At 65.9% G+C, this 13,498-nt stretch carries 17 protein-coding genes and 2 tRNA genes; 5 read left to right on the top strand and 14 right to left on the bottom strand.

What is annotated here, in order from left to right; genetic code table 11:
- Window positions 1-106: 106 nt before the first annotated feature.
- Together ACFQO4_RS03325 and ACFQO4_RS03320 are read left to right on the top strand one after the other, a co-directional pair.
- The gene (locus ACFQO4_RS03325; protein ID WP_500259561.1) at window positions 107-1,342 is read left to right on the top strand and encodes a DegT/DnrJ/EryC1/StrS family aminotransferase; all 1,236 of its coding nucleotides are present in this window, start codon (window positions 107-109) and stop codon (window positions 1,340-1,342) included.
- 225 nt (window positions 1,343-1,567) lie between these two features.
- Window positions 1,568-2,179, top strand: coding sequence for a trimeric intracellular cation channel family protein (locus tag ACFQO4_RS03320; protein ID WP_500260449.1), 612 nt, complete (start codon window positions 1,568-1,570; stop codon window positions 2,177-2,179).
- Between the two features lie 152 nt (window positions 2,180-2,331).
- Here the strand turns inward: ACFQO4_RS03320 and rpsB are convergent, their stop codons facing one another.
- The 13 genes from rpsB to ACFQO4_RS03255 all read right to left on the bottom strand — a co-directional run bounded on the left by rpsB (window position 2,332) and on the right by ACFQO4_RS03255 (window position 8,733).
- On the bottom strand, window positions 2,332-3,132 hold the full coding sequence (rpsB, locus tag ACFQO4_RS03315; protein ID WP_500259560.1) for a 30S ribosomal protein S2: 801 nt from the start codon (window positions 3,130-3,132) through the stop codon (window positions 2,332-2,334).
- Window positions 3,129-4,334 carry a phosphopyruvate hydratase gene (gene eno, locus ACFQO4_RS03310; RefSeq protein ID WP_500259559.1) on the bottom strand — a complete coding sequence of 402 codons (1,206 nt, stop codon included), beginning with the start codon at window positions 4,332-4,334 and terminating at the stop codon, window positions 3,129-3,131. The genes rpsB and eno overlap by 4 nt, the downstream gene beginning before the upstream one ends.
- The gene (locus ACFQO4_RS03305; protein WP_254160137.1) at window positions 4,331-4,510 is read right to left on the bottom strand and encodes a DNA-directed RNA polymerase subunit K; all 180 of its coding nucleotides are present in this window, start codon (window positions 4,508-4,510) and stop codon (window positions 4,331-4,333) included. The genes eno and ACFQO4_RS03305 overlap by 4 nt, the downstream gene beginning before the upstream one ends.
- Window positions 4,507-4,701 carry a DNA-directed RNA polymerase subunit N gene (locus ACFQO4_RS03300; RefSeq protein WP_253433916.1) on the bottom strand — a complete coding sequence of 65 codons (195 nt, stop codon included), beginning with the start codon at window positions 4,699-4,701 and terminating at the stop codon, window positions 4,507-4,509. Before ACFQO4_RS03300 ends, ACFQO4_RS03305 begins: the two co-directional genes overlap by 4 nt.
- Window positions 4,702-4,713: 12 nt before the next feature.
- Complete coding sequence (locus ACFQO4_RS03295; RefSeq protein WP_253433919.1) at window positions 4,714-5,112, bottom strand: 30S ribosomal protein S9; 399 nt, start codon at window positions 5,110-5,112, stop codon at window positions 4,714-4,716.
- Window positions 5,106-5,555 carry a 50S ribosomal protein L13 gene (locus ACFQO4_RS03290; protein WP_500259558.1) on the bottom strand — a complete coding sequence of 150 codons (450 nt, stop codon included), beginning with the start codon at window positions 5,553-5,555 and terminating at the stop codon, window positions 5,106-5,108. Before ACFQO4_RS03290 ends, ACFQO4_RS03295 begins: the two co-directional genes overlap by 7 nt.
- Entirely contained in the window at window positions 5,555-5,908 is a 354-nt protein-coding gene (locus ACFQO4_RS03285) for a 50S ribosomal protein L18e (protein WP_253433925.1), read from the bottom strand. Before ACFQO4_RS03285 ends, ACFQO4_RS03290 begins: the two co-directional genes overlap by 1 nt.
- A 174-nt stretch (window positions 5,909-6,082) precedes the next feature.
- Window positions 6,083-6,167: transfer RNA gene (locus ACFQO4_RS03280), tRNA-Leu, on the bottom strand.
- Window positions 6,168-6,345: 178 nt separating this feature from the next.
- Window positions 6,346-7,095 (bottom strand): DNA-directed RNA polymerase subunit D, encoded by a 750-nt coding sequence (locus ACFQO4_RS03275; protein ID WP_500259557.1) that lies wholly within the window; start codon window positions 7,093-7,095, stop codon window positions 6,346-6,348.
- Between the two features lie 3 nt (window positions 7,096-7,098).
- Window positions 7,099-7,485, bottom strand: a complete 387-nt coding sequence (locus ACFQO4_RS03270; protein WP_253433931.1) for a 30S ribosomal protein S11 — start codon at window positions 7,483-7,485, stop codon at window positions 7,099-7,101.
- Window position 7,486: 1 nt separating this feature from the next.
- Window positions 7,487-8,008 (bottom strand): 30S ribosomal protein S4, encoded by a 522-nt coding sequence (locus ACFQO4_RS03265; protein ID WP_500259556.1) that lies wholly within the window; start codon window positions 8,006-8,008, stop codon window positions 7,487-7,489.
- Window positions 8,008-8,529 (bottom strand): 30S ribosomal protein S13, encoded by a 522-nt coding sequence (locus ACFQO4_RS03260; RefSeq protein ID WP_500259555.1) that lies wholly within the window; start codon window positions 8,527-8,529, stop codon window positions 8,008-8,010. Before ACFQO4_RS03260 ends, ACFQO4_RS03265 begins: the two co-directional genes overlap by 1 nt.
- A gap of 121 nt (window positions 8,530-8,650) precedes the next feature.
- Window positions 8,651-8,733, bottom strand: a tRNA-Ser gene (locus ACFQO4_RS03255).
- 183 nt (window positions 8,734-8,916) lie between these two features.
- Between ACFQO4_RS03255 and ACFQO4_RS03250 the strand changes: the two genes are divergently transcribed.
- From ACFQO4_RS03250 to ACFQO4_RS03240, 3 genes are read left to right on the top strand one after another with little or no spacing between them, the layout of a single operon-like run.
- Window positions 8,917-9,882 carry a DUF4129 domain-containing protein gene (locus ACFQO4_RS03250; protein ID WP_500259554.1) on the top strand — a complete coding sequence of 322 codons (966 nt, stop codon included), beginning with the start codon at window positions 8,917-8,919 and terminating at the stop codon, window positions 9,880-9,882.
- Complete coding sequence (locus ACFQO4_RS03245; protein WP_500259553.1) at window positions 9,879-11,846, top strand: DUF7269 family protein; 1,968 nt, start codon at window positions 9,879-9,881, stop codon at window positions 11,844-11,846. Before ACFQO4_RS03250 ends, ACFQO4_RS03245 begins: the two co-directional genes overlap by 4 nt.
- Complete coding sequence (locus ACFQO4_RS03240) at window positions 11,843-12,337, top strand: DUF7519 family protein (protein ID WP_500259552.1); 495 nt, start codon at window positions 11,843-11,845, stop codon at window positions 12,335-12,337. The genes ACFQO4_RS03245 and ACFQO4_RS03240 overlap by 4 nt, the downstream gene beginning before the upstream one ends.
- 57 nt (window positions 12,338-12,394) lie before the next feature.
- Here ACFQO4_RS03240 and moaA read toward each other — a convergent pair whose 3' ends face one another.
- Window positions 12,395-13,378 (bottom strand): GTP 3',8-cyclase MoaA, encoded by a 984-nt coding sequence (gene moaA / locus ACFQO4_RS03235; RefSeq protein ID WP_500259551.1) that lies wholly within the window; start codon window positions 13,376-13,378, stop codon window positions 12,395-12,397.
- Window positions 13,379-13,498: the final 120 nt, after the last annotated feature.

The raw sequence follows: 13,498 nt of genomic DNA, 5'->3' as shown, positions 1-13,498 counted from the left end.
CGAACCGATCCGTATCGTCCGCATCACTAAGCCGCTGGCTGTCCGTGGTCTCGCTGATGGTGACAGGACGGGAAACGACCGAGGGCAGGTATGTGCGGACGAACCGATGATCGAGGGAAATCCGTCAGTGCTCGCGTCGATACGCGACGGTGGACGCCCCCTCCTCGAGCGGGCGTTCACCGCGCCGACTCGATTCCGAGCCACAGGTGCGCTCTCAGACGACGACGTTCTGGCGTCTCGCACGAACCACCCGACCGTCGCCTCCTACCTCGAGCGGCACGCCGATGAAATGGCGTACTACGGCTCGAGCAAGGCGGCACTCCGCGACGGTCTCGCGACGCTCCTGGCGAAGGACGAGGAGGCGGCCACGAACGTCCTCCTCCCCGCGTACCTTCCCGACGCCGTCGTCGAGCCGATTCGCGAACTCGGCCTCGAGCCCCGTCACTACGCCATCACCGAATCGCTCGCGCCAAACCGGCGGGACTTCGAGTCCCGCATCGACGGCCGGACGCTCGCCGTCGTCTCCGTGAACTACTTCGGGTTTCCCCAGCCGGAGTTCGACGTGATCGAGACGCTGGTCGACGAGTACGACTGCTACCACGTCGAGGACAATGCACACGGCCCGCTCAGCCTCGATCGGGGTCGATTGCTCGGAACGCGAGGCGACGTCGGCGTGACCAGCCTGTGGAAACTGCTGGCAATTCCGAACGGGGCGGCGCTTTACCTCTCGGATCCGAACGTTTCAGCGCGGTTCGAGCCGTCCACCCTCGCGGGCGTCGAGGGTCGCGTTAGACAGGCCGACCTCGCGTTCGTCTGCAAATCGCTCGCGACCGACGCGCTCGACCGGAGTGGAACGATCCGCGACGCCGTCACCGGGTTCGTGGCGACGAATCGTAGCACCGAGGAGATTCCAGATCCAAATCAACGGTACGAGGCGTCGAAGCGGCGGCTGTCGCGGCTGTCGGCGTCGGTAATCGCGGGATCGAACCCCGACGAAATCCGTTCGCGCCGACGGGAGAACTACCGCGCCTGGACCTCGTTGTTCGCGAATAGACCCGACGTCGACCCCCTCTTCGAGACGCTCCCGCCCGGGGTCTGCCCCCAGGTCTTTCCCGTCCGAACCGACCGACCCGAACGACTCCGTCGTCTGCTCGAGTCCCACGGCGTCGACGGCGTGCACACCTGGCCGCGGCTCTCGCGGTCGGTACTCGAGAATCCCGCCTACGAGACGGCCCATCGGCTCTCCGAGACGGTCGTCCTCCTGCCGGTTCACCAGCACGTCGACCTGGACGCCATCCGTGCAGTCGAACGGGCTATCGAGCGCCGCCTCGAGCCACTGTGACGAGCGTTCGATTCCCGCCTCACGACGCGCCAGGACGGAGATACTGGTGGCCGGGCGACGTCGTTTACTATAGAATTCGAAGTATGGGCTCTGGGCTCGAGGTGCGAATTGTCCCGGAGAGCGCCTCGAGTCACGAGCGGTCGTCCGACACAGTCAATACCGTCTCGTTCGTGGCCACTCGTAGTGAGTCGATTCCAGACGCTCGTCGTGGACCCCTTCCTCGTGATGAACGCGGTCGGACTGGTCGCGTTCGCCCTGGTCGGATCCGCCAAGGCGATTCGCGAGGAGTTCGACCTCTTCGGCGTCACCGTCGTCGGTCTCGCGACCGCGTTCGCTGGTGGCGCGACGCGCGACGTGCTCGTGGGCCGCGTCCCGCTCGCCCTGCAGTCCGCGGGGGAGATTGCCCTCGGACTCATCGGCGTTTCTCTGGCCGTCGTTCTCTACACCTGGCTCGAGGCACCCGACGACCGACCGATCACGCGGTACGCCGACGCGGTCGGCCTCGCGGCGTTCGCCACCGCGGGAGCGATCGTCGCCACCGAAATCGGGCTGTCGGCGTTCGGCGTGGTCGCCATCGCGACGATCAACGCCGTGGGCGGCGGCGCGTTCGCCGACCTCTTGCTAGATCGTTCGCCGTTCATCCTCTTCGAGGACTTCTACGCCAGTTGCGCCGTCCTCGGTGGAACCGCCTACTGGCTCTTCACGGTACTCGCCGCCGACGCGACCCTCGCGGCCGCAGCCTGCGCGACTGTCACCGTCGGAACGCGAGTGCTCGCCCTCTCGCGCGGCTGGACCGTCCCGACGGCCCAGCGACTCGAGACCGTCGCCGGCGAGTAGGAATTTCGCCTCCTCGAAGGTAGTGGGCCTCGACGCACGCCGTGAGTTCTAGTGCCCGATCGCTATCTGCTCTGCCACCACACCGATAACGCTGGCGCTCACCGGCTCGAACTCGCGGTCGCCGAAAACACAATCTGAATCGAAACGCGACCTTACACCAGGCTCTCGAAATCCTCGAGTGCGTAGCTGGGCTCCGCCCCGCGGCGGTCGAGGGTCTCGTTGGCCAGCAGCCAGTAGACGACCGACAGCGCCTTGCGCCCCTTGTTGTTCGTCGGGACGACGAGGTCGACGTTGCTCGTCTGGTTGTTCGAGTCACACATCGCGATGACCGGAATGCCCACCGTGATGGCCTCTTTGACGGCCTGGGCGTCGCCGATCGGGTCGGTGACGACCACGACGTCCGGCTCGATGTAGCCGTCGTACTTCGGATTCGTGAGCGTCCCCGGGATGAACCGCCCGGTGCGAGCGCGAGCGCCCACGGCCTCGGCGAACTTCTCGGCGGGGAAGCGACCGTACTGGCGACTCGAGGTCACCAGAATCTGCTCGGGCGCGTAGTTCGCGAGGAAGTCCGCGGCCGTGCGGATGCGGCCGTCGGTCTTCGAGACGTCCAGCACGTAGAGCCCGTCGGTTCGGACGCGATGGATGAACCGCTCCATGTCCTGGGTCTTCTGCTGGGTCCCGATGTGGACCCCGGCGCCGAGGTAGTCCTCGACGGGGATGAGGAGGTCGGCCTCCTCGTCGCTCATGACGTCGTCGTCGAGCGTGGGTCCGGCTGATTCCGATTCTTCTTCCTGTTCGTCCGCGGCCTCCGCGGCCTCGGCGTCCTGTTCGTCTACTGGCTCGACGTCCTCGTCGGCGGATTCGGCGGCGGGGCCGGCCCCTTCGGCTGGCTCCTCGTCGATTTCCGCCTCGGCGGCGTCGAGTCCGTCCTGTTGTGCGTTGTCCTCAGTCATGTCGCATCGTCTGCAATTCGGATGAGTTCGTTGAGTTTGGCGGTTCGCTCGCCGCCGACGGCGCCCGTCTTGATGAACGGGACGTCCGTCGCCACGGCGAGGTGTGCGATCGTGGTATCCTCGGTCTCGCCCGATCGGTGAGAGACGATCGACTCGTAGCCGTTCTCGCGGGCGAGTTCGATCGCGTCGAAGGCGTCGGTGAGCGTCCCGATCTGGTTGGGCTTGATCAGGATGCTGTTTGCTGCACCCTGTTCGATGCCCGCAGCGAGGCGCTCGGTGTTGGTGACGAACAGGTCGTCGCCGCAGACGAGCGTCCGGTCGCCCACCTCCTCGGTGAGTTTCGCGAAGGCCTCGTAGTCGTTCTCGTCGAGGGGGTCCTCGACGTAGACCAGGTCGTACTCGTCGACCAGGTCGGCGACGTAGGCGATCTGTTCGTCGGTGTCTCGAGTCGTGTCGCTGTACTCGTAGACGCCAGACTCCTCGTCGTACATCTCGGCGGCGGCGACGTCCAGGCCGAACCGGATCTCGAAGCCGACCTCGTCCTCGATGGTCGAGACCGCCTCGTCAACGATGTCGAAGGCCTCGGCGTCGTCGATCGACGGCGCCCAGGCGCCCTCGTCACCCTTGCCGGCGGGGACGTCGCGCTCGTGGAGCAGTTCCGAGACTTCGGCGTGGACCGCCGCGTTCGCGAAGACGGCCTCGGCGATGCTCGGGGCGCCGACCGGTGCCGAGAGGAACTCCTGGATATCCGTCGCGTCGGCGGCGTGTTCGCCACCACCGACGACGTTTCCGAGCGGAACCGGGAAGTTCTCGCCGCGGAAGGTGCCTCCCAGATGCTGAAACAGCGGCGCACCGAGTACGTCGGCGCCCGCCTTGGCGGCGGCCATCGAGATGGCGACCGCGCTGTTGGCGCCGATTTCCGAGAAGTCGTCGGTGCCGTCGGCCGCTCGAATGATGCCGTCGACCTCGCGCTGGTTGCCGGCGAAGGCCTCACCGACGAGACGCGGGACGACGGTTTCGCGAGCGGCGGCGATGGCCTCGCCGGCCGGCCGCTCGATCGCCTCGTACTCGCCCGTGCTGGCTCCCGAGGGGGCGGCGGCGCGGCCGAACCCACCGCTCTCGGTGAGGACGTCCGCTTCGACCGTCGGGTTCCCCCGCGAGTCGAGCACTTCCCGGAGCCGAACGTCGGTGATGCGCGTCATTTCCCTCCTCGATGGACGGTGAAGGGCAACACGCCCTCGTCGTACTCCTCGGCCGCGATCAGGATCGGTTCGGACTGATCCGTGTCGATCAACACTGGTGCCCCGTAGGACACCTGCAGAGCTCGAGCGCCGAGGATGCGAGCCTTCTCGTATCGGTTGTGGCGTTGTTGCATCATTGGTAGGGTGAGACGACGTCGACGAGGTCGGTGTGACTGACGAGCATGCGCCGGCAACAGAAGCGGTCGACGCCGAGGTCGTCGAGGACCTCCTGTGGGTCCTCATCGCCCTCGTTCGCTCGTTCGTCGAACGCCTCCCAGTGTTCGCCGACGACGTTACCGCACGTGAAACACCGGACCGGTACCATCATATCTTGATCACCTTAGCGGTAGGACTTCTGGTAGCGGGCCCGTGCGCCGGGGCCGCCCCACTTCTTGGGTTCGGACTGTCGAACGTCGTTGACCAGCAGCGAGCGGTCGAACTCCATGTACGCGTCGCGGAGTTCGGCGTCGTTCGTGTGCTGGACGATGCCGCGAGCGATGGCGGTGCGGACGGCGTTGGCCTGTCCGCTGACGCCGCCACCCTCGACGTGGACCTCGACGTCGATGCCGTCGCGGAGGTCGTCGCCCGCGATGCGGAACGGCTCGAGCATCTTCAGTCGGGACATCTCGGGTTCGACCAGCTCGACCGGCTGGGAGTTGATTCGGACGCGACCCTCGCCTTCGCGCACCGTGGCGCGGGCGACGGCCGTCTTCTTCTTTCCACTCGTGTTCGTTACCATGTGACGTTAGCACCTAGCTGTTCGGAGACTTCGTGCAGGTGGACGAAGCGGATGTTCGAGAGTCGGTCCAGCGACGTGCCCTCCAGGACCTCGGCCTCGTAGTCGTCGTCGCCCTCGTAGGGGTTGCCGACGTAGACGCGGACGTTCGAGAGCGCCTCGCGGCCGCGCGGTTTCTTCGCGGGAAGCATGCCGCGAACGGCGCGCTTGAGGATGGCGTCCGGACGACGCGGGTAGTACGGGCCGCTGTCGGAGCCCAGCTGCTGGCGCGTCTGGTAGGTCTCGAACACGTCGTTCTTGTCGCCGGTGATCACGGCATCTTCGGCGTTGACGATGGCGACGCGTTCGCCGTCGAGGGCGCGCTGGGCGACCTCACTGGCCACGCGACCGAGGATACAGTCGCGAGCGTCGACGACGACGTCGGCGTCGTATTCGGCGACACTCATCAGGCGATCACCCGGACGTTCGACCCGTCGGGGTTCTCCTCGAGCAGCTGCTCGAGCGAGACCGACTGGCCGACCTGTTCGATCTTCGTCTCGGCCGACGACGAGAAGTCGACGGCGGCGACGGTAACGTTCTTTTGCAGTGCGCCGGACCCCAGCACCTTGCCGGGGACGACGACGGTCTCTTCCTCGCGTGCGTACCGCTCGATCCGCCCCAGGTTGACTTCCGCGTGGTTGCGGCGGGGCTTCTCGAGACGGTCCGCGATGTCTCGCCAGACGGCCGCGTCCCGCTGTCGGGACGTCGACTTCAACTCGGCGATGAGATCGGTGAGTCGCGGATTGGTCTTTGTACTCATTGGTTTCCTCCAGATTCGGTCTGTGTCGCGATTGCAGGTACAGTCGAAGTCGCAGCCGCAATCGCGGTCGTAGTCGCAATCGTAGTCGTAGTCGTCGAGACGCCGACCGATCCTCGAGACCCGGCCGAAGCCGTCACTCGAGCAGTCGGCGTCCGATTTCGATCGGAGAAGTGATGCAGGGAGCAGGATTTGAACCTGCGGACTCCTACGAGACAGCGCCCTGAACGCTGCGCCGTTGGCCTGACTTGGCTATCCCTGCTCGCACTCCTCCGTACCCGTCGCCCCGTAAAACCCCTTTCGATTTGGGAGTCCGATCGGCTGCCAGTTTCGCCGCTCGCGGCCTCGACGGCCGTCGATGGCGACCCAGCGTGTGTGTGAACGGGGGTGGGACGTCGGATCATTGGTGGTTCGTGTGTTGTTCGTTGTTCGGGGGACGCTTACAGCTGGACGGCTTCCTCGAGTTCGGCCGCGCGTCGGTCGATCGAATCGACCGCGCGCGTGACGAGTTCCTCGACGCTGAACGAGCCGTCGGTCTCGACGTGGAAGACGAACGCGCCGGGCACGTCCTCGACGCGCACTTGCTTGCCGGGGTAGCGCTCGGAGAGGTCGTGGCCGAACTCGCTCGTGGGAACGAGTTCGCCGTCCTCTTCGATCACGCCGCGGACGATCTGGGTCTCCTCGTCTTCGAACTCGGAGAGGTCGTCCTCGACGGTCACGCGCTGTAAGTGGCGGTAGCCGACGGCCACGCCGCCCTGGTGTTTGGCGTGGTCCTTGCCGCGGTCGATCACGGCGTCGGCCTCGGCCTCGAGCCGCTGTCCGTCCTTGAGATCGATGATCGGGACGTTCTCGTCGGCGGGTCGAACGAGGTCGTCGCTCGTGACCAGATCGCCCGAGTAGGCGGTCGCCGGTCCTTCGACGTCGATCGAGAGGGTGACGGTGTCGTCCTCGACGAACTCGCCTTCCGGGGGCGTCGTCAGCGGGACGAGCCCCAGTCGGAGCGCGAGTTGCTCGTCGAACATCACCGACGAGTTCTCGATGAAACGGACCTCGTCGATCGCCATCGTGGGCACGTCCGCGACCATCGCCCGGCGGATACCGTTGGCGAACGCGGGCGTCAGGCCGCGGACGAGAAAGCGTGCGCTCCGATCGTCGCGTTCGACGAACTCGACGTCGTACGTTTCAGTCATGATCTAGTAGCCGCCCTTGCCTTTGGGTGCGCGCGATCCGTCGTGAGGGATCGGGGTGACGTCTTCGATGCGGCCGATCTCGAGACCCGCACGGGCGAGCGCGCGAATCGTCGCCTGTGCGCCGGGTCCGGGCGACTTCTGTAGGTTGCCACCGGGACCGCGAACGCGGACGTGGAGGCCGGTGATGCCGGCCGCCTTGATCTCGTCGGCGATGGACTCGGCCATCTGCATGGCCGCGTACGGCGACGCCTCGTCGCGGTTCTGCTTGACCGCCGTCCCGCCGGAGGACTTCGCGATCGTCTCCGCGCCCGTGAGGTCGGTCACGGTCATGACGGTGTTGTTGAACGATGCGTGTACGTGGGCAATGCCCCATTTATCGTCGTCTGCCATGTTATTGACCCTCCGCTCGTGCCGGGTGGAGTTCGTCCGCGATCGGACTGTTCTCGTCGAAGTCGACCAGGTCCTCCTCGTCGACGTCGACGACGTACGACGGAATCCGCTGGCGCTGGCCGTCCAGAACGATGTGACCGTGCGTGATGAACTGGCGCGCCTGCTGTGGCGTCTGAGCCAGTCCCTTGCGGTAGGCGACCGTCTGGAGACGGCGCTCGAGGACGTCTTCGATTTCGAGGCTCAGGACGGCGCCGAGTTCGTCGCCTTCGTTGAGGATCCCGACGCGCTTGAGGCGTCCGAGGAACTCCTCGGTCCGGTTGATGACGGTCGCTTCGTCCTGTGGCTGGGCGAGCAGGTCACGAGCCTCGCGTCGGTACGAACGAAGTTCGGACTGGGCTCGCCAGAGTTCTTCTTTGTTCTTCAGGCCGTAGCGGTCGAGCAGCGCGTGCTCGTTCGAGATGCGCTCACCCTGGTATGGGTGATTCGGCGTCTCGTACTGCTTGGTGTTGGATCCCAGCGGCATTATTCGTCATCCTCCGCTTCCGCTGCGGCTTCCTCGGCCTGTTCTTCGCGGATCTCCTCGACGTTGACGCCGATGGTCCCTTCCGTTCGGCCGGTGGACTTCGTCCGCTGGCCGCGGACCTTCTGGCCGCGCTTGTGACGGACTCCCCGGTAGGAGTCGATCATCTTCATTCGGTTGATGTCGTGTTGACGGGTCAACTGGAGATCGTTGCCGATCTCGTGGGTCGTTTCGCCGGTGTAGAAGTCCTTCTGGCGGTTGGTGAGCCACTCTGGGACCTCCTCGGCGTAGTTCTCTACGAGCGTGACGACTTCGTCGATCGTCTCTTGCTCGAGGGCACCGAACGTCGCCGTACGGTCGACGTCGGCTTCCTCCGCGATGATCCGGGCGGCACGTCGGCCGATCCCGTTCATCTCGGCGAGCGAGCGTTCGACGGACTTCGTCCCGTCGAGGTCGGTCTGCCCGATCCGGACGAAGTACTGAAGCTCGTCTTCCTCCTGTTCTTGCGGTTCTTCCTCACTCATGTGTTGTAGGTCGTCTGTGGTTCGTTGATCGGCTCTCGCCGGCGACGGGTCACGGGGTTCCATGCTGCGGGTGGCGGTTGTGGGTCCCGTGACTCGTGGCCGGGTGCGAGTGGGTGATCGACGTCGTGGCGGGGATTTGAACCCCGGAGGCTTGACGCCACATGGTTAGCAACCATGCGCCTTGGGCCGCTTGGCTACCACGACACCGTGGTCATTGTCGCCCTTCCGGACTCGGGGACGGATCCCCTACATCGTAGTGCACCCCTCACTTCCCGTGGCCAGTACTTAAGGGCAACGAAAGGCCGTGATTCGTCAGTCTCGAGTCGCGTGCTATCACACCGAAATGCTACGACTTATTAGGAACTAGGAACAACGGACTGACAATCGGTGCCTTCCACAGAAACGCTCTTGCGGCTGGCGGTTGCCCTCCTCGTGATCGTCGCGATCGGCCTCGTCGCCGCGACCATCACCACGCCCATCGATCCCGGAAGCGACGGAACCGGGTTCGGCGACGGCGACGGCGAAGGGTCAGGCCAGGGGGCAAGCGAGGGGGAGCCCTACAGTGACAACAGGGGTGACGAGCCAGGGACGCCCCCCGAGTTCCTGCAGTATCTCGTGTACGCGTTACTAATCATGCTCGCCCTCGTGGTCGTGTGGTACCTAATTTCTAACCGTCGAGATCTCGTGAAAATTGGTGCCGCCACGATTCTGATCACGTTGATTCTGTCCACAATCGTCTATCTCCTCCTCAAGTACGGCGAGCAGCCGGAGTTCGTCACACAGAACCAGACGTACAACACGTCGAACAACAGTTCTGGTGGCGGAGGAACCTCAGGAACCGGCTCACGCGAGACGGACGTTCCGCTCAATTTCGGCCCCCTCCTCGGTGTGCTGGCCCTCGTCGCGACCATATTCGTCGGCGGACTGGTCTTGAGCAAACGTGGATCGTCCACGGGGGGGACCGCGTCCGTCGAGGAAGGCCAGGACGGCACGAACACGGAACGGGCGGCAGTCGCGGCTGCCGCCGGTCGTGCTGCGGACCGGATCGCCGACGAGTCCTCGACGGGCGTCGACAACGAAATCTACCGCGCCTGGCGCGAGATGACCGACCTCCTCGAGGTCGACCGTCCCGAGTCGACGACGCCCCGCGAGTTCGCGGCCGTCGCGGTCGATGCGGGCCTCGAGCGCGACCACGTCGAGGAACTCACAGGCCTGTTCGAGGCCGTTCGCTACGGTCACGAGGACACGACCGACGAACGCGAAGAACGGGCGGTCTCGATCCTGCGAGCGATCGAGTCGACCTACGGCGAAACGGACGCTGCCAGCCGAGACGGTCGAGGTGACGACAGATGACCCGCCGTTTGCCGCTCGCCGTCGGCGTATTCGTGTTTCTCGCCGGCGTACTCGTTCTCGTCGGCGCGACCGATTTCAACGTCAGCCAGAGCCTGATTGGTCTGATAGGCGTGCTGGCAATCCTGGTCGCGGTGAGTGGATTCAGCCGTCGCCGCACCGAGCGCGACCTGACGACGACGACCGACCCCGAACACCGGACGACCGTCCCCGTGCCCGGGCGGACGCTCTCGAGCGCCATCGCCCAGTTTCGAACCGACTCCTACGGATTCGTCTCCGGCTCGAGACGCATCGTCGACGGGCTCCGGGAGGCGGCGATGGCGGTCCTCACGCGGTTCGATGGGCTCTCGACGGAAGACGCGCGGGACCGCATAGAATCGGGCACCTGGACGGCCGACGAACGCGTCGCCGCGTTTCTCTCGCCGGACCTCGAGCCCCCGAAGACGTCCCTCCGAAATCGGCTCGTGGCCGGACTCGACCGCGAAACGACCTTCCGGCAGAACGTCCGGCGAACGGCGGCCTCGATCGCGGCGATCGGGTACGGCGGCCTCGGCGATCAGGTACTGCCCGACTCGATCCCGCAGTACGACCCGGAAGAACTGGAGGACGTCACCCCACGAACGACCCAGGACTCGTTCACCGGCCGGGTCGAACGGTCGGTTCGCGAAACCGGGTACTGGACGGGCGTCGGCGGCCTCGCGCTCTTCGCCGTCGGCGTCGGTGCCGTCGCCCAGTCGCCGGGCGCCGTTCTCGCCGGCGTCGTCGGGGTCGGCTACGCCGGCTTCGCCCACCTTCGGGACGCCCCGAACCCCGACCTCATCCTCGAGCGCACGCTCAGCGACGACCACCCTGATCCGGGCGAGGAGGTGACGGTGACGGTGACGATCACCAACGACTCGAACGGATTCGTCCCGGACCTTCGCTTCGTCGACGGGATTCCCGCGGGGCTCGCACTCGAGTCGGGTTCGGCGCGACTCGGGACGTCACTTCGCCCGCACGACTCGGTGACCCTCGAGTACACCGTCACGGCCCGTCGTGGGAAACACACGTTCGACCCGGCGCTCGCGCTCACGCGCGACCTCTCGCGCTCGAGCGAACGCGAATCGTATCTCACGACCGAGACGGAGACGACCATCGTCGCCGAACCCACGCTCCAGGCGCTCACGACCGCAGTCCCGCTCAGACCCGCCGCCGCGGCGTTTTCCGGTCAGCTGACGACCGCCGACTCGGGAGAGGGGATGCAATTTCACTCGGTTCGCGAGTACCGGCGAAACGACCCGCTCAACCGGATCGACTGGAATCGTCACGCCCGGTCGGGCGAACTTGCGACCCTCGAGTTCCACGAGGAGCGGGCCGCTCGCGTCCTCGTGTTGATCGACGCGCGGAAGGCCTCCTACCTCGCACACCAGCCCGACGCTGCCCACGCCATCGATCGGTCCGTCGAAGCGGCCGGCCGGATCGCCGCGTCGTTGCTCGACACTGGCGATACGGTCGGGCTGGCCGCACTCGGCCCCGTCAACCGGGAAGCCAACCAGCGACTCAACTTGCGCGAGACGTGCTGGATCGCCCCCTCGTCGGGACAGCATCATCGAATCCGGCTCAGTGAGGCGCTCGCGTCCCACGAACAGTTCTCGACGGAGCCGCCCCGCGATGAGACCCAGTGGCGACCCCAACTGCGGATGATCCGTCGTCGCCTCGCCGCCGAGACCCAGATCGTCTTCCTCAGTCCTCTCTGTGACGCCGCCGCGGCCCGGATCGTCCGTCGCCTGGATGCCAGGGGCCACGCGCTCACCGTCATCAGTCCGAACCCGACGGCCGAACGGACGACCAGCCAGCAACTTGCCCGCGTCGCCCGCCGCATTAGGCGGTTCGACCTCCAGCGAGCCGGCGTCCCCGTGATCGACTGGGAGCCATCGGAGACGATCGACGAGGTGGTCGCTCGAGCGAACGCGGGTGGTCGCCGATGAACGAACTGACCAGGCGACCGACGCGGATCGCGAGTCTCGGGGCGGCTCTCGCCGCAGTGATCGTCGTCGGAACGACCGCCGTTGGGTCGCCGGCCGGCGCGGTCGTCGCCGTGATCGGAACCGCCTCGCTCGCCGCGGGCCTGGTGTGGGGGATCACCGACGCGACCGACGCCGGCGCCGGGTTGTTGTTCGTCGCCGTCGTCCTCGGTGGGTTGCAGGGGATGCCCCCCGAAGTGACGGTCGTCGGTGCCATCGCCGCCCTCGTCGCCCTGGACCTCGGCCGGAGCGCCGTCGAACTCGGCGAGCAACTCGGCCGCGAAACCGACACCCGCCGCCTTGAGGCCGTCCACGTCGTCTCGAGTCTCTCGGTCGGGCTGGTCGCGGCGACGCTCGGGTACGGCGTGTACGTCTTCGGCGGCGGCGGACAACCCGCCGGCGGCGTCGTGTTGCTATTGCTTGCGGTCGTCTTCCTCGTGGCTGCGCTCAAGTAGCGTTCGTCCTCGTGGCTGCGCCAGGGCACCAAGTAACGTTCTTCCGCGAGTCGCGAATCAGGCGCCGACGTCGATGTACTCGTCGTTGAGTTCCCACTCTCCACTCGCGTTCCGGACCATGTACTCGCCGTAGTAGGGCACGCGATTGGCGACGACCTCGCGGAACGCCTCGCGAATCTCGGGTTTGGTCATCTCGCCCATCGGACGCAAGTCGTCGTTGCGGTTGAGACAGCCCTTGAGGTACCCCTCGTGGGTCACGCGGACGCGGTGACAGTTCGCACAGAACGTCGGGTTCTCGACGGGGTCGACGATCTCGACCATCCCGCGGCCGTCCCCGTCCTCCTGGCCGATCCAGTAGCGCTTCCGGTCGTGCATCTCGCGGTGTTCGATCGCCTCGGCCTGGTCGGCCAGCCAGTCGTGGACGCGTTCGATTTCGACGTTCCACTCGGGCTTGCCGGTCAACTCGGGCATGTACTCGATCAACTGGAGCTGCAAGCCATCGTTTTCGGCCACGTGCTCGACCATCTGCGGGACGTACCCCGCGGTGTGTTCGAACACGACCATGTTGAGTTTGACCGGATCGAGGCCGGCCTCGAGCGCCGCTTCGACGCCCTCGATCACCCGGTCGTAGGCTCCGCTCTTCGTCACCGCCGCGAATGCCTCCGGGTCGAGGGCGTCCTGGGAGACGTTCACCCGCTCGAGTCCGGCGTCGACGAGCGCTTCGGCGCGGTCGGGCAGGAAGGTCCCGTTGGTCGTCAGCGAGACGGCCATCGAGTCGGGCGTTCGCTCGATGATCTCCTCGAGGTCGTCACGCAACATCGGCTCGCCGCCGGTGAACTTGACGGCCTCGACGTCGAACTCGGCGGCGACCTCGAGAAAGCGGACGACGTCGTCGGTTCCCATCTCGTTTTCTCGCGGGTCCATCGGCCCCCGCGTGTCCCCCAGTCCCTCGTTGTGACAGTAGATGCAGTCGAAGTTACACCGATCGGTGAGCGAGATGCGTACCCCGGAAACCTCGCGCCCGAAGTCGTCGGTGAGCATGCGACTGACTTACGCACGAAACCGCTTAAACTCGAGGGTACATTCGGACGAGAGGTAACCGTTTGTGGTTGCGTTTCAAGTGCGTACGTCGTTTTCTCTTCGGGCATTCAGGCAACCACT

It is taken from the genome of Saliphagus sp. GCM10025334 (assembly GCF_042663485.1).
Classification (GTDB): Archaea; Halobacteriota; Halobacteria; order Halobacteriales; family Natrialbaceae; genus Natronosalvus.
This window is presented reverse-complemented; position numbering and strand designations above follow the sequence as displayed.

Excerpts from the sequence above, each read along its gene's own strand:
- ACFQO4_RS03245 (WP_500259553.1), top strand. The coding sequence starts at position 9,879 with ATGACCCGCCGTTTGCCGCTCGCCGTCGGCGTATTCGTGTTTCTCGCC.
- ACFQO4_RS03295 (WP_253433919.1), bottom strand. The coding sequence starts at position 5,112 with ATGGTAACGAACACGAGTGGAAAGAAGAAGACGGCCGTCGCCCGCGCC.
- ACFQO4_RS03305 (WP_254160137.1), bottom strand. The coding sequence starts at position 4,510 with ATGATGCAACAACGCCACAACCGATACGAGAAGGCTCGCATCCTCGGC.
- ACFQO4_RS03285 (WP_253433925.1), bottom strand. The coding sequence starts at position 5,908 with ATGAGTACAAAGACCAATCCGCGACTCACCGATCTCATCGCCGAGTTG.
- ACFQO4_RS03300 (WP_253433916.1), bottom strand. The coding sequence starts at position 4,701 with ATGATGGTACCGGTCCGGTGTTTCACGTGCGGTAACGTCGTCGGCGAA.
- rpsB (WP_500259560.1), bottom strand. The coding sequence starts at position 3,132 with ATGACTGAGGACAACGCACAACAGGACGGACTCGACGCCGCCGAGGCG.
- ACFQO4_RS03275 (WP_500259557.1), bottom strand. The coding sequence starts at position 7,095 with ATGACTGAAACGTACGACGTCGAGTTCGTCGAACGCGACGATCGGAGC.
- eno (WP_500259559.1), bottom strand. The coding sequence starts at position 4,334 with ATGACGCGCATCACCGACGTTCGGCTCCGGGAAGTGCTCGACTCGCGG.
- ACFQO4_RS03265 (WP_500259556.1), bottom strand. The coding sequence starts at position 8,008 with ATGCCGCTGGGATCCAACACCAAGCAGTACGAGACGCCGAATCACCCA.
- ACFQO4_RS03290 (WP_500259558.1), bottom strand. The coding sequence starts at position 5,555 with ATGAGTGTCGCCGAATACGACGCCGACGTCGTCGTCGACGCTCGCGAC.
- moaA (WP_500259551.1), bottom strand. The coding sequence starts at position 13,378 with ATGCTCACCGACGACTTCGGGCGCGAGGTTTCCGGGGTACGCATCTCG.
- ACFQO4_RS03260 (WP_500259555.1), bottom strand. The coding sequence starts at position 8,529 with ATGAGTGAGGAAGAACCGCAAGAACAGGAGGAAGACGAGCTTCAGTAC.
- ACFQO4_RS03320 (WP_500260449.1), top strand. The coding sequence starts at position 1,568 with ATGAACGCGGTCGGACTGGTCGCGTTCGCCCTGGTCGGATCCGCCAAG.
- ACFQO4_RS03240 (WP_500259552.1), top strand. The coding sequence starts at position 11,843 with ATGAACGAACTGACCAGGCGACCGACGCGGATCGCGAGTCTCGGGGCG.
- ACFQO4_RS03270 (WP_253433931.1), bottom strand. The coding sequence starts at position 7,485 with ATGGCAGACGACGATAAATGGGGCATTGCCCACGTACACGCATCGTTC.
- ACFQO4_RS03325 (WP_500259561.1), top strand. The coding sequence starts at position 107 with ATGATCGAGGGAAATCCGTCAGTGCTCGCGTCGATACGCGACGGTGGA.